Origin of the sequence: Streptomyces flavidovirens DSM 40150, assembly GCF_000429085.1 — a bacterium.
Taxonomy (GTDB): Bacteria; Actinomycetota; Actinomycetes; order Streptomycetales; family Streptomycetaceae; genus Streptomyces; species Streptomyces flavidovirens.
The window spans coordinates 50,753-64,233 of record NZ_KE386847.1 but is presented as its reverse complement, the minus strand read 5'-3'; the positions used below and the strand labels follow the sequence as shown (position 1 = coordinate 64,233).

11 protein-coding genes are annotated in these 13,481 nt (G+C 70.6%); 3 read left to right on the top strand and 8 right to left on the bottom strand.

What is annotated here, in order from left to right; translation table 11 throughout:
• Positions 1-18: 18 nt before the first annotated feature.
• The 4 genes from G412_RS0132215 to G412_RS40030 all read right to left on the bottom strand — a co-directional run bounded on the left by G412_RS0132215 (position 19) and on the right by G412_RS40030 (position 4,724).
• Positions 19-1,101, bottom strand: a complete 1,083-nt coding sequence (locus G412_RS0132215) for a S1 family peptidase (RefSeq protein ID WP_037650669.1) — start codon at positions 1,099-1,101, stop codon at positions 19-21.
• A 389-nt stretch (positions 1,102-1,490) separates the two neighbouring features.
• Positions 1,491-2,393: a S1 family peptidase gene (locus G412_RS0132210; RefSeq protein ID WP_028815637.1), complete on the bottom strand. Its 903-nt coding sequence runs from the start codon at positions 2,391-2,393 to the stop codon at positions 1,491-1,493.
• A gap of 262 nt (positions 2,394-2,655) precedes the next feature.
• Positions 2,656-3,447, bottom strand: coding sequence for a DUF1684 domain-containing protein (locus tag G412_RS0132205; RefSeq protein ID WP_028815636.1), 792 nt, complete (start codon positions 3,445-3,447; stop codon positions 2,656-2,658).
• Between the two features lie 59 nt (positions 3,448-3,506).
• A complete protein-coding gene (locus G412_RS40030; protein ID WP_028815635.1) occupies positions 3,507-4,724 on the bottom strand; it encodes a DUF5685 family protein in 1,218 nt (405 codons plus the stop codon).
• 291 nt (positions 4,725-5,015) lie between these two features.
• Here G412_RS40030 and G412_RS0132195 point away from each other — a divergent pair, with 291 nt between their 5' ends.
• On the top strand, positions 5,016-5,456 hold the full coding sequence (locus tag G412_RS0132195; protein ID WP_028815634.1) for a cell division protein SepF: 441 nt from the start codon (positions 5,016-5,018) through the stop codon (positions 5,454-5,456).
• Positions 5,457-5,469: 13 nt separating this feature from the next.
• Here G412_RS0132195 and G412_RS0132190 read toward each other — a convergent pair whose 3' ends face one another.
• Together G412_RS0132190 and G412_RS0132185 are read right to left on the bottom strand one after the other, a co-directional pair.
• On the bottom strand, positions 5,470-6,669 hold the full coding sequence (locus G412_RS0132190) for an acyl-CoA dehydrogenase family protein (RefSeq protein WP_028815633.1): 1,200 nt from the start codon (positions 6,667-6,669) through the stop codon (positions 5,470-5,472).
• 93 nt (positions 6,670-6,762) lie between these two features.
• A complete protein-coding gene (locus G412_RS0132185) occupies positions 6,763-8,532 on the bottom strand; it encodes an MFS transporter (protein ID WP_078607594.1) in 1,770 nt (589 codons plus the stop codon).
• Positions 8,533-8,990: 458 nt separating this feature from the next.
• Here G412_RS0132185 and G412_RS0132180 point away from each other — a divergent pair, with 458 nt between their 5' ends.
• Positions 8,991-10,028 carry a phosphatase PAP2 family protein gene (locus G412_RS0132180; RefSeq protein WP_028815631.1) on the top strand — a complete coding sequence of 346 codons (1,038 nt, stop codon included), beginning with the start codon at positions 8,991-8,993 and terminating at the stop codon, positions 10,026-10,028.
• 135 nt (positions 10,029-10,163) lie between these two features.
• On the opposite strand, the gene G412_RS0132175 is transcribed toward G412_RS0132180, so the two are convergent.
• Complete coding sequence (locus tag G412_RS0132175; RefSeq protein ID WP_028815630.1) at positions 10,164-10,379, bottom strand: I78 family peptidase inhibitor; 216 nt, start codon at positions 10,377-10,379, stop codon at positions 10,164-10,166.
• Between the two features lie 441 nt (positions 10,380-10,820).
• On the opposite strand from G412_RS0132175, the gene ctaD reads away from it, so the two are divergent.
• Positions 10,821-12,551 carry an aa3-type cytochrome oxidase subunit I gene (ctaD, locus tag G412_RS36995; protein ID WP_078607592.1) on the top strand — a complete coding sequence of 577 codons (1,731 nt, stop codon included), beginning with the start codon at positions 10,821-10,823 and terminating at the stop codon, positions 12,549-12,551.
• On the opposite strand, the gene G412_RS0132165 is transcribed toward ctaD, so the two are convergent.
• The gene (locus G412_RS0132165) at positions 12,484-13,458 is read right to left on the bottom strand and encodes a helix-turn-helix transcriptional regulator (RefSeq protein WP_037650662.1); all 975 of its coding nucleotides are present in this window, start codon (positions 13,456-13,458) and stop codon (positions 12,484-12,486) included. The genes ctaD and G412_RS0132165 overlap by 68 nt on opposite strands.
• Positions 13,459-13,481 lie beyond the last annotated feature (23 nt).

The window sequence follows — 13,481 nt, the reverse complement described above, 5'->3', positions numbered from 1 at the left end:
CCGGTCAGGACCGGCCACTCAGCCGATCTCCGCCCCCAGCGCCCCCAGCGCCGCCGGCACCGGCTGGAAGAACGTCTCGCCGCCCGACGTGCAGTCGCCGCTGCCGCCCGAGGTGAGCCCGATCGCCGTGTCGCCCGCGAAGAGCGAGCCGCCACTGTCACCGGGCTCGGCGCAGACCGTGGTCTGGATGAGCCCGTTCACGATGTCACCGTTGCCGTAGTTCACGGTCGCGTCGAGCGCGGTGACCTGCCCGTCGTGCACCTGCGTCGTAGAGCCGCTGCGGGTCACCGCCATACCGACGGTCGCCTCGCCCGCCTTGGTGATCGGCTGCGTACTGCCGTTGTAGAGGTCGACCTCGCTCGGGTGCTCGACCCCGTCGTCGTACTTCACGAGCGCGAAGTCGTTGCCGGGGAACGTCGAAGCGGCCATCGTGCCGAGCGCGCCGCCCGTGGAGTCCGTCCACTGGCTGCCGGCCTGCCCGCAGTGCCCCGCCGTGATGAAGTGCGCAGCGCCGTCCTTGATGACGTTGAAGCCGAGCGAGCACCGCCCGCCGCCACTGAGAATCGCGTCGCCGCCCGCGATGAGCGGCTTGAACTCCCCGGCCGACTTCTTCAGTTCGGCCTTCTGGCCGAGCGCGCCGACGACCTTCTCCAGCTTCGCCCAGGCCTCGCCCTTGACCGTACGGTCGGCCGTCACGACGACCTTGTTGGTGACCGGGTCGGTGGCCCATGAGGTGCCGGGGATGGTGGCCTTGTCGGTGAGGGTGTTCCGTACGGCCTTCAGCTCGGCGAGGGAGTTCTCGACGATTCTCGCCTTGCCGCCCGCCTTCCGTACGCCCTGGGCCGCCGCCCCGTCCACGACGTTGACCACGAGCGCCTTGGACTTGCTGTCGTAGTACGCACCGGCCGCGTCGCCGCCCAGGGCCGAGTTGAGGTCCGAGGCCAGCTTTCCGGCCCCCGTCGCCGACAGCGTCTTGACGGTGTACTGCGGGGGTTCCTCGCTGGCGTTCGCAGTCTGCAACGTAACTCCCGCTGCCACCAGGGCTGCGATACCTGCTCCCGCAATCGCCACACGGCGCTTGGCTATGCGTCGGTGCTTCACGTAATGACCTCCTGTGGGGGGTTCGGACCTGCGAAGTGGGGGCAGGTCCGAGTACGCCCACTATTCCGAGGCTGATCGGCAGCACACAAGGTCGACTTCAGGACGCGCACACGACAACCTCCGTGTGCCCCCCAGGTCTTTACAAGCCGGGCACCGCCTGTACCCGTCACGTTCGCGAACACCGCGTGCGATCACTCCGGCAGCAGCGCGTGAGGACTAGTCCTGTCCGGTACTCGCCCCTCCGGACGGAATTCCGGCGGCGCGGACGCGGACTGTGGTCAACTCGCCCGCTGGCACGGTGCGTTCCGACATGACGACGAGTCCCCCGCCCGGCCGGCCGGGCGGGGGACTCATGTGCTGCTGGCTGCGGACTTCGGGATCAGGTCCGCTTAGTACACGCTGACGCGGTACGCGCTCAGCGCTTCGGTGACCGGCTGGAAGAAGGTCGTACCACCGGAGGAGCAGTTGCCGCTGCCGCCCGAGGTCAGACCGATGGCGCGGGTGCCGGAGTAGAGCGGGCCGCCGCTGTCGCCGGGCTCGGCGCAGACGTTGGTGCGGATCATGCCGTAGACGACGTCGCCGCCGCCGTAGTTCACCGTGGCGTTGAGGCCGGTGACGGAACCGCTGTGGGTGCCGGTGGTGGAGCCGCGACGGGTGACGGACATGCCGACGGTGGCGTTGGCCGCGCTGGTGATGTCCTGGTTGCCGACGGTGCCGGGGTGCGCGAGCGAGGTGTTCGCGTAGCGCACGAGGCCGTAGTCGTTGCCCGGGAAGCTGGATCCGGCCGTCGGGCCGATGCTCGTGGTACGGGAGGAGTTGGTGTACCAGGGCGGGTTGCCGTCCGTGCAGTGGCCGGCGGTCACGAAGAAGTACGTACCCGCGCTGTTGCGGACGTTGAAGCCCGCCGAGCAGCGCCAGCTGGTGGCGTAGATCGCGTCGCCGCCGGAGAGCAGCTTGGAGAGCTTGCCGGGGGTGCGCTCGATGCGGATGGCGCCTGCGTTCGTACCGGCCTCCCGCTTGATCTTGGCGATCTCGGCGGCGGAGACCGTGCTGTCGGCCGTGACGACCAGGGTGTTCTTCGCCTTGTCGATGTGCCAGGCGGTGCCGGCGACATCGGCGTCGAGGACCGCGTCACTCGCGGAGGTGAGCTGGTTGGCGCTGTACGTACTGGCCGTGTCGGCACTGGCGCTCGGTACGGTGAGTGCGGCCGTGGCGACGAGACCTGCCGTGACGGCTATCAGGCGGGATCGTCTCGCTATACCGCTGCGGGGGGTGGTGCGCTTGATCCTCACGTTTCGTTCCTCCCAGGGGGAAGTAGGGGGCCCGCTCGTGGGGTGAGACAGGCCCGTGAGGCGCAGTCAGTTCACCTGTCCGGTTTTCGAACAGGTTGTGCCCCTGACAAGCGCTCCTCGGGAGTATTCGGGGCGCCAACTCCCCGCGCAAGGGTGCCTTTCGGCCGCGCCCGGACTCCGGCACCGAAGGCGGCCCCGGCAGCCGCTGGGCCGACGGGGCTGTGCGGCACGCGTGGGGGCGCCGCTCCGGCACTGGGACGGGTCAGCGGTCGATCAGGTTCCGTTCCCCCGCCGGTACCGGGACCGACAGGGTGTTGCCCGGCGGCGGGAAGGGGCAGATGAAGTGGTCGGCGAAGGCGCACGGCGGCAGCAGCGCCCGGTTGAAGTCGACGGTCACCGTGCCGTCGGGCGCGGGCGCGGGCGGCCGCAGGAAGCGGAAGCGGTACGAGCTGTCCCCGCTGGTCGCGTCGGCGAACACGGCCCAGAGCGAGCCGTCGTCCTCGACGGCGACCTGGAGCGTGTGCTCGGTGCCGTCGATGTCGAAGGCGATCTCCCCGGCGAGGCCGAGCCCGCGCTCGCGCCCGTCCGCGTTCTCGATCTGGAGGGTGGTGCGCCCTTCGGCGTACGGGCGGAACCTGCCCGCCAGCGCCCACTTCGCGTCGTACGGCGTCACCTCCATGCCCGCGAAAGCACGCCGCGCCGGGGACTGGGGGTCGAAGACCCGGATCGCCCACAGTCCTTCACGGCGCAGCACGACCAGCCGCCACCCGGCGGCCTCGACGCGGGACTCCGGGATACGCCCGGTGTCCGCGGTCAGCCGGACCTCGCCGGTCAGGGGCTGCCCGTCGACAGTGATCCCGTCCTCGGGCGAGGCCGTCAGGACCACCTCGTCGCCGTCGGCCGTCCACTGCCCCGGCACGTCCGGAATCCAGCCTTCCGGATAGTCGGAGAGCCAGTGGGTGCCGGTGAGCGAGAGCGGCCCGTACGGCGCTGAGACGGTCTCGACGCGCTGCTGGTGCCAGTGCTTCCAGTCCTGCTGAGGGTCTGTGCTCATACGCGCACCCTTCCACACGGGCGCTGCGGGCACGGGGAGCCCGTGACGCCGTTCCCGCGTCAGCAGTCGCAGCCGCAGTCCGAGCAGTCGCACTTGTGGCAGCAGCCCTCGCGCTTCTTCCTGGACCAGGGCCCCTCGTACTCCGTGGCGCAGCACCACTTGCAGGTGCAGCACAGCCCGACCGCGACGGCGCACCCGGCCCAGAAGCCCCGCTTGCCGGGCCTGCGCGGCTCGCCCACGAGACCGGGCGGCATCCCACCGGGGCCGCCGGGACCGTTCGGACCGCCGGGACCGCCGGGACCGCCGGAGCCGCTTGGACCGCCGCCGCCGTAGGGATTGTTCGAGCCGTACGGTCCGCCGCCGCTCCCGGACATGGGCGGCGGCGTCCCGTACGCCTGCGCCCGCGCCTGGTGACCGCAGCCCGTCGTGCCGAACGCCCGGTCCACGGACCGGCCCAGCTCGTGCGCCAGCAGTACGTGCGCCAGCTTGGCATCGGTGAATTCCGCGTCGCGCAGCGCCAGCCGTACGCCGTGCACCGCGTCGTCGCACAGCCGCCGCGCCTCCGCGAGGCCGGTACCGGTCGCCGTCAGGGGGTTCCACTTACCCGACGCTGTGTCAGCTTCCAGATCCTCCACGGCATCCAGCAGATGCGCGAGCCGCCCGAAGAGGCGGCCCGCCTCCGCGAGCGGCGCCGCGTTGCCGGGCCTGCCCGCGAGGACGGCGGTGTGCGCGAAGGCCGCCGCCGTCGCCGTCTCGGCCGGTTCGGTGACCGTGAGGACGGAGGTACCGGGCCCCGCCAGCGCCTCGATCCCGGTCTGCCGGTCCACCGCGTCGACCAGCAGGCCGGTGTCGAAGCCCAGCGAGGCGCCCGTACGCGCACCCGCCCTGTCCCAGCTCGCGGCGACCCGCCGGGCGGCCGCGGCCACCGGCCTGCGGGCCAACACCCCGTCCCGGTCGGCGACGTGGTCCCGCACCTTCGCCGAGGCCAGGACCAGCGAGACGGCGGCCGCGAGCCTGGCTCCCTCGCCCCGGGCCACGGGCGCGGTCCGCATCGCGCGCAGGGGACAGGGGCCGGCGGTGCGGCGCCATCCCGTCGCGCGCTCGGACTGAGCCTCCGTCAGAACCGAGACGATCAGCCCGTCGTAGTTCGTCACGACCCTCGCGAGCTGCCCGTGATCACCGCGAAGTGCCAGGCAGAGCCCGCAGAGATGAGCCATCCACTCGGTCCTGAGCCCCTCCGAGAGCCGATGACCGCAAGGCCTGACCATGCCGAACAAGGCGCTCCCCCAGGAGTCGTGAGACGGTGCGGCCCGCATCGTATCGAGGCGACTTGGGCGACCTCCTGTTCACCCGTCCGTCCCCCTCATCACCCGTGTGGCCCGACGGTCGTATTTTTCACTCTGTCAGCAGCCTGATGCAGTAGGAACCTTGACGAATCGCCACAAGTTCTGCACCAGTACCGTCACGAATCGCCTGCGCGGTGGCTATCCACTTGGCGCGTAATCCGCATGATGGACGACGATAGGGGGAGCGGTACACAGACCGACCGCGGTGAAAGGAGGCGTCCCATGGGATCGGTGCGCAAGGCCAGTGCCTGGCTCGGGCTCGTCGAGGACAGCGACGACGACCGCTACTACGACGACGAGTACGCCGAGGGAAGCAACGAGAGCGCCGAGCCCTGGGTCACGGACCCGCGGGTCAAGGCGGTCTCCGAGTCCGCCGACGACAAGAGCCCCAGAATCGCCACGGTCACCCCGGACGGGTTCCGGGACGCGCGTGGCATCGGCGAGCTGTTCCGGGACGGCGTCCCGGTCATCATGAACCTCACGTCCATGGAGCCCTCCGACGCCAAGCGCATCGTCGACTTCGCCGCCGGCCTGACCTTCGGCCTGCGCGGATCGATCGAGCGCGTCGCGAACCGGGTCTTCCTGCTGAGCCCGGCCGACACCGAGGTCGTCAGCGGTGAGGCCGCGGGCCGCGACACGCACGGCTTCTTCAACCAGAGCTAATGGGCGGGGCCGCTCACCGGAAGGCATCCAGGCCGGTGAGCGCCTTGCCCAGTACGAGCTGATGCATTTCGACGGTGCCCTCGTAGGTGAGCACCGATTCGAGGTTCGTCGCGTGCCGCATCACCGGGTACTCCAGCGAGATCCCGTTCGCGCCGAGAATCGTCCTGCTCGTGCGGCAGATCTCGATCGCCTCCCGCACGTTGTTGAGCTTGCCGAAGCTGACCTGCTCGGGCCGCAGCCGCCCCGCGTCCATGCGCTGCCCCAGGTGGTGGGCGAGCAGGATGCCCTTGTGGAGTTCGACCGCCATGTCGGCGAGCTTGGCCTGGGTGAGCTGGAAGCCGCCGATCGGCTTGCCGAACTGCTCACGCGTCTTCGCGTAGTCGACCGCTGCCTCGAAGCTGGCGCGGGCGGCGCCCATCGCGCCCCACACGATTCCGTACCGCGCGTGACTCAGGCAGCTCAGCGGCCCCTTGAGCCCCGTGACGTCCGGCAGTACGGCGTCGGCCGGCAGCCGCACCTCGTCCAGGACCAGCTCGCTGGTGACCGAGGCGCGCAGGGACCACTTGTGCTTGATCTCGGGCGCCGAGAAGCCGGGAGCGTCGGTCGGTACGACGAATCCGCGGATCCCGTCGCCCGTCTGCGCCCAGACGACGGCGACCCCCGCGACCGACCCGTTCGTGATCCACATCTTGCGGCCCGTCAGCATCCAGTCGGTGCCGTCCTTCTTGGCGTACGTCCGCATCCCGGCCGGGTCGGAGCCGTGGTCGGGCTCGGTCAGGCCGAAGCAGCCGATGATCTCGCCCGCGGCCATGCCGGGCAGCCAGCGCTGCTTCTGCTCCTCGGAGCCGAAGCGGTGGATGGCGTACATGGCGAGCGAGCCCTGTACGGAGACCAGCGAGCGGATGCCGGAGTCGGCGGCCTCCAGCTCCAGGCAGGCCAGGCCGTACTGGACGGCGGAGGCGCCCGCGCAGCCGTAACCGTCGAGGGACATGCCGAGGGCGCCGATCGAGCCGAGCTCGCGGGCCAGTTCGCGGATGCCGGGGAGTTCGCCGCGCTCGTACCAGTCGGCGATGTGCGGCAGGACGCGGTCGGCGGCCCAGGTGCGTACGGTCTCGCGGATGGCGAGGTCTTCGGGGGCCAGCAGATCGTCGATGCCGATCGGGTCGCCGGGGTCGAACGGCGGAAGCTGCTGAGGCTTCGAAGTGATGGACATTCCTGGCCCTCCGGCGGCTGCTCGGCTCACGTGGCGCGTAAAGCTGCGTAAAACTAGCAGTGGTAATTACTGCTCGCGGCCGACGTTACGGGTTCAGCGCGCGGCCCGTCCAGACCCGGCCCGCCCGGCGTGCTCCCGGCACGCCGGGATCTTCACCTGCGGCGAATTGTCGCGCACCGGCTCCTTCTCGTCGTCCCGCGCACCGCAGTCCATCAGCCGGGGCAGTCTCAGCGCCGCCAGCGCGCCGAGCAGCAGCAGCCCGGCGCTGACGAAGAGCGTCACGTGCAGGCCGTGCACAAAGGCGTGCCGCGCGGTGGAACGCAGCGCCTCCCCGGCCGGCCCGCCGATCTGGGACGCAACCGTGTACGCCTCGCCGAGCGAGTTCGCCGCGCCCGCGCTGTCCGCCGTGGAGACGCCGGGGATCGCGGCGACTCCGGGGGCGTACGCGGCGTTCATGACGCTGCCGAGCAGGGCGATGCCCATGCCGGCGCCGAGCTGGTAAGACGTCTCGCCGATGGCGGCGGCGCCGCCCGCGTGCTCGGCCGGGGCCTCGCTCAGCATCGACTCGTACGCCCCGAAGAGCGTGGTCTGGAGCCCGAAGCCGAGCAGCACGAAGCCCGCGGTCAGCAGCGCGGGCCGGTCGTGCTGCCCCATCAGGGTCAGTACGAGCACGGCCGCGGCGGTCAGCGTGAAGCCGGACGAGACCATGGCGCGCGGGCCGACACGCTGGAGGGTGTACGAACCGGTGGCACCGGCCGCCATCGCGGCGAAGGTCAGCGGCAGCAGCCGCAGTCCGGTCTCCAGCGGGCTCAGTTCGAGCACCAGTTGGAGGTACTGGACGGCGATCAGCTCCAGGCCGACCAGCGCCAGCATCGCCAGGACGATGCATCCGACGGACGTGGAGAAGGCGGGCCTGGCGAACAGCGTGACGTCGACGAGCGGCTGACTCCGCGTCCTTTGCCGCCGTACGAACAGGACGAGCAGCGCGGAGCCGACGAGCAGCGGCAGCAGCGTCCTGGCGTCGGCGATGCCCTCGCCGCCGCCGACCCGCTTCACGCCGAGGACCACGCCGAGCACACCGGCCGCCGCCATCAGCGCGCCGAGCACGTCCCAGGGGCCCTGGCCGCTCCCCCGTGACTCCGGCAGCAGCCAGCGGCCGGCCGGCAGGATCAGTGCCATCAGCGGGATGTTGATGAGGAAGACCGATCCCCACCAGAAGTGCTGGATGAGGAAGCCACCGAGCACCGGCCCGGTGGCGGCGCCTATGGCCGCGACCGCGGTCCAGATGCCGATGGCGACGGCGCGCTCGCGGCGGTCGGGGAAGACCTGGCGGAGGATCGACAGCGTCGCGGGCATGATCATCGCGCCGCCGACGCCGAGCAGCGCGCGGGCCGCGATGAGGACGTGCGGGCCGTCGGCGAAGGCGGCCAGCGCGGACGCGCCGCCGAAGAGTCCGTAACCGAGCAGCAGGACGCGGCGGCGCCCGACGCGGTCGCCGAGCGTGCCGAAGAGGATCAGCAGCGAGGCGCAGACCAGCGGATAGGCGTCGACGATCCAGAGCAGTTCCATCGCGCCGGGGCGCAGGTCCTCGGAGACGGCCGGGACGGCGATGTGCAGGATCGTCGCGTCGAGAGCGACCAGCAGCAGGCTGACGCACAGGACGACCAGCACGGCCCACCGGTTGCGGGGGCCGGCCTTCACGGCCTTCACACCCCTGGCGGCTTTCGCACCCGTCGCGGCTTTCGCACCCTTCGCGGCCTTCACGTCTCTCGCGGCCTTCACGTCCCTCGCGGCCTTCACACCCGGCCGGTGCCCGGGGGCGCCCGCAGACCGCTGTGTTCCGGCCGTGGTCGTCCCTGACATGTACGTCCCTCCCAGTGGCGCATCCCTCGCGCTCGGCGGACCGGCGGGAACGGCGTTGTCCAACGTCCCTGCGGGCCCGGCATCGACGGGCGAGTGAGCCGTCAGAGTACGCGAGTTCACACCCGTGCCGCGTGGTGCACCTCTCATGGGGCGGGCGGCGGGGTGTGGCGTGCGCCACGTCGCCGGGGGCCGGCCTGGAGACCGGCCGGCGGCCCGCCAGTGATCTTGAGGGCCGCATGAGGGAGCGGGAAATTCCATGTTGAGTTCCGATGAACCCAATTCGTCGGAGCGCATTCACTCTTACGAGCGGGCCTCCGAATGAATTGCGCATCCGGCCGCCCCGCATTCCCGAACGGCCGGAAATCAGGCCCTCGATGAGACACACCCCACATCACATCGTCATCACAAAGGTGCCGGATGGGCCGGGCTTCTCACGCACCCGCTGTAACGTCGATTCAGTGCGTACCGACCGAATCTTTGCCCGGCTGGACCGGGAACCGGAGCCGCCGAAGATAGAGATCCCCGGCATGAGCCGTACCCGTACGGCTCTCTTCGGTTCGACGCTGGCGTTCTACATCGCCATCGTCTGGGCCGTGCTGATCACGTCCTGGCTGGTGGCCCTCGACTGGAAGATCATGCTGTTCCGGCCGTACGAGCAGTGGCCACAACTCCATGCCTTCCTGGACTACTTCGTGGTGCTCGGGCAGCGCGGCCCCACCGCCGTGATGGTGGCGGCCTGGCTGGGCTGGCGCTCCTGGCGCCAGCACACACTGCGCCCGCTGCTGACGCTGGGCGCCTCGCTCCTCCTGCTGAACGTGACGGTGGGCGCGGTCAAGCTCGGCCTCGGCCGCCTCGGTCCGCACTACGCGACGGAGATCGGCTCGGCCGAGATGTTCGCCGGCGGCGATATATTTCCTTCCGGTCACACCGCCAACGCCGTGGTCACCTGGGGCATCCTGGCCTACCTGGCCACCACCCCGAGGGCCAGGCGCTGGCTTTCGGTGCTCTCCGCCGTCGTCGCCCTGGGCGTCGGCGCGACCACCGTGTACCTGGGCACGCACTGGGTGAGCGACGTGCTGCTCGGCTGGGCCGCGGGGCTGCTGATCCTGCTGAGCCTGCCCTGGTTCGAGCCGCTGATCGGCCGCACCGAAGCCTGGGTCTTCGCGGTGCGCGAGGTCTGGCGGGCACGTCGCAGGCTCGGCGCCACGCGGCCCGCACCGGCCGGCGGCCGCCTGTCCCCGGCCCTGTTCCCGCAGCGCCACCCCACCGCCCGCAGCACCGCTCAGGACGGCAAGCCGGCCCGCGAGCCGGTGGGCGCGGGCAGTGGCCGCTCCACGGGCAGCACGAGGACCGCCGTTCACCTCACCCAGCGGCCCCACCAGGTCCGCCCTGAGCGGGTCGCCGTCACACCGGCGGGCGGCCGTCGCGCGCCGCACCCGGACCGTACGGGCGCGGCGCGCCCCGGCTCGTCGCCCCGGCCGGTGGCCGGCGGCTGACCCGCCCGCAGGACGCGGGGACGGTACGCACAGGCCTCGCCCCGCATGACGAAGGCCCCGGCGGGCTCACACCAGAGCCCGCCGGGGCCTTCGTCGTGTCCGGGTTCGGTCCTGTCCGGGTTCGGTCGCGTCCGGTCAGCCCTTCCAGCAGCGGATGACGGTGTTGTCCTCGACCTCGAAGTTGAGGCGGCCCACCAGGTACTCCATGGTGATGATCGAACCCGGCGGAAGCGCCCTGACGGTGGTCCAGCCCCGCTCTCGGGCCAGCCGCTCCGCGCTGGTCGCTTCGAGGCCGACGTACGCCTCAGGGGCGTCGTCGGGCTGTTCGGAAGGGGTAGGTAGAGGTGCCATGGGACTCACCGTAGGCCGCCGGGGACGGGGAAGGAAGCGTGGGGGGCCGAGCTGTGTGTCACCGCCCCCAGATACCTCGGCGGTCACACTTGTGTCACAGGATCACGACAGGCGTTTGGCATGAACTCCTTCACCCGAAAGGGCAGTCGGGTACCCGTGGAAGGTTAATTGCACACCTCTGGAATGATCACGCAATAGCAGGTTCTTAATTCATTCCCGGCGCCCCCGAGTGCGCTCCCCCGCTATTCCCCGGCGAGTCCGCCGAGAAAACCTGACGGGCCGTCGCGAATTCACGTTTCCGCCACAGAATCCGCACCGGGCAGCGTGCATGCCGCAGCCCCGATGGCGTATCCGTCGACGTACGCACCCTGTCGGACCGGGGTCCGGCGCGAGCATCATGTGTCCGCAGCCTGCTACCTGAAGCCCGAGGGGAGCACAGCGATGGGAACGCAGACGGACACCGCCACGGCGGTCGCGGGGCCCGGACGGGAGCGGCGGCCCGGCCGCGTGGCCGTGGACTGGCTGACGACCACGGACCACAAGAAGATCGGGCATCTCTACCTGATCACGTCGTTCGTCTTCTTCCTGGTGGCCGGGCTGATGGCGCTGATGATGCGCGCCGAGCTGGCCAGGCCGGGGCTCCAGCTCATGAGCAACAACGAGTTCAACCAGGCCTTCACCATGCACGGCACGATCATGCTGCTGCTCTTCGCGACCCCGACCTTCGCCGGCTTCGCCAACGAGATCATGCCGCTCCAGATCGGCGCGCCCGACGTCGCGTTCCCCCGGCTGAACATGCTCTCGTACTGGCTGTTCCTCTTCGGCGGCCTCATCGTCCTCGGCTCGCTGCTCGTCCCCAGCGGCCCGGCGAACTTCGGCTGGTTCGCCTACGCCCCGCTCAACAGCCTGGAGCGGTCCCCCGGCATCGGCGCCGACCTGTGGATCATGGGTCTGGCGCTCTCCGGCTTCGGCACGATCCTCGGCGCGGTCAACTTCCTGACCACCATCATCGGGATGCGCGCCCCCGGCATGACCATGTTCCGTATGCCGGTCTTCACCTGGAATGTCCTGTTCACCTCGATCCTGGTGCTGGTCGCCTTCCCCGTGCTGGCGGCCGCGCTGCTGGTCCTGGAGGCGGACCGGCGGTTCGGATCGGTGGTCTTCGAGGCCGGGAACGGCGGGGCGCTGCTGTGGCAGCACCTCTTCTGGTTCTTCGGCCATCCGGAGGTCTACATCATCGCGCTGCCGTTCTTCGGCATCATCACCGAGATCATCCCGGTCTTCTCACGGAAGCCGATCTTCGGTTACGTGATGCTGGTCGGCGCGACCATGGCCATCACCGGGCTCTCGCTGGTCGTCTGGGCGCACCACATGTTCGCGACGGGCGCCGTCCTGCTGCCCTTCTTCTCGTTCATGTCGTTCCTCATCGCCGTCCCGACCGGCGTGAAGTTCTTCAACTGGACGGGGACGATGCTCAAGGGCTCGCTCTCCTTCGAGACGCCGATGCTGTGGGCCGTCGGCTTCCTGGTGAGCTTCCTCTTCGGCGGCCTGACCGGCGTCATCCTGGCCTCACCGCCGCTCGACTTCCACGTCACCGACTCGTACTTCGTGGTGGCGCACTTCCACTACGTCGTCTTCGGCACGGTCGTCTTCGCGACCTTCGCCGGTTTCTTCTTCTGGTGGCCGAAGTTCACCGGCAAGATGCTCGACGAGCGGCTCGGCAAGATCCAGTTCTGGACGCTCTTCATCGGCTTCCACACCACGTTCCTGGTCCAGCACTGGCTGGGCGCCGAGGGAATGCCGCGCCGGTACGCCGACTACCTGGCGGCCGACGGCTTCACGCTCCTCAACACCGTCTCCTCCGTCGGCGCGTTCCTGCTCGGCCTGTCCACGCTGCCGTTCCTCTACAACCTCTGGAAGACGGCGAAGTACGGGACGAAGGTCGGCGTCGACGATCCGTGGGGCTACGGCCGTTCGCTGGAGTGGGCGACCTCCTGCCCGCCGCCGCGCCACAACTTCGTCACCCTGCCCCGCATCCGGTCCGAGTCGCCCGCCTTCGACCTGCACCACCCGGAGTTCGCGGCGCTCCAGCGGGCCACCCAGGTCAAACCGGCGCCCCTCGATCCAGAGCGCGCGCGAGGAGATCACGGGCCCACCGGATCCGCTCCGTGAGTTCCGGCGGCTCGACCACCTCGAAGTCGATGCCCCGCATCATGATGTGAATGACGAGCAGGTCGAGGCTCGCGGCCCCGGTGCGCAGCAGACAGCTGTGCTCGTCGACGGCTTCGAGGACGCCGTCGCTCGGCGAGACCGCCTGCCGCGCCTCCTCCAGGGGCGCCAGCAGCCGCACCACCGCCGTCGCGGCGTACGACCCGGTGGACACGCCCTCGGAGACGTACGCCGCGATGTCCTCGGCCGGGGGGTCGCGCGGGACGAAGCGCGGGCCGTGCGGGGGCGTCGGGGTGATCCGGTCCGCCCGGAACGTACGCCAGTCCGAGCGGTCCAGGTCCCAGGCCACGAGGTACCAGCGGCGCTCGGTGCACACCAGGCGGTGCGGCTCGACGGTCCTGCGGGTGGAACTGCCGCCGTGGTCGCGGTACTCGAAGCGCAGCCGCTCGCTGTCCCGGCAGGCGTTGGCCAGTTCGGTCAGCACCGAGGCGTCGACGGTGGACGCCCCCGCGCCGCGCAGCATGGGGACGGTGAAGGCGTTGAGCGCCCCGACGCGGCGGCGCAGCCGGTTCGGCAGCACCTGTTCCAGCTTGGCCAGCGCGCGTACGGACGTCTCGCCGATGCCCTCGATGCCCTGTCCGGCGGCGGTGCGCAGCCCGACCGCGACGGCCACGGCCTCCTCGTCGTCGAGGAGCAGCGGCGGCAGTTCGGCGCCCGCGCCGAGCTGGTAGCCGCCGCCCGTGCCGGGGCTGGCGTTGACGGGGTAGCCGAGCTCGCGCAGCCGGTCGACGTCGCGGCGCACGGTGCGCGGGGTGACGCCGAGCCGCTCGGCCAGGTCCGGGCCCGACCATTCGCGGTGGGCCTGGAGCAGCGAGAGCAGGCGCAGCAGACGTGCCGAGGTCTCCAACATGGTGGCGAGTCTGCCAGGGCTCG

What these genes read in the sequence shown, in the direction of transcription:
- G412_RS0132205 (WP_028815636.1), bottom strand. Translation starts at nt 3,447, where the DNA reads ATGAGCACAGACCCTCAGCAGGACTGGAAGCACTGGCACCAGCAGCGC.
- G412_RS0132195 (WP_028815634.1), top strand. Translation starts at nt 5,016, where the DNA reads ATGGGATCGGTGCGCAAGGCCAGTGCCTGGCTCGGGCTCGTCGAGGAC.
- G412_RS0132190 (WP_028815633.1), bottom strand. Translation starts at nt 6,669, where the DNA reads ATGTCCATCACTTCGAAGCCTCAGCAGCTTCCGCCGTTCGACCCCGGC.
- G412_RS0132185 (WP_078607594.1), bottom strand. Translation starts at nt 8,532, where the DNA reads ATGTCAGGGACGACCACGGCCGGAACACAGCGGTCTGCGGGCGCCCCC.
- G412_RS0132175 (WP_028815630.1), bottom strand. Translation starts at nt 10,379, where the DNA reads ATGGCACCTCTACCTACCCCTTCCGAACAGCCCGACGACGCCCCTGAG.
- ctaD (WP_078607592.1), top strand. Translation starts at nt 10,821, where the DNA reads ATGGGAACGCAGACGGACACCGCCACGGCGGTCGCGGGGCCCGGACGG.
- G412_RS0132165 (WP_037650662.1), bottom strand. Translation starts at nt 13,458, where the DNA reads ATGTTGGAGACCTCGGCACGTCTGCTGCGCCTGCTCTCGCTGCTCCAG.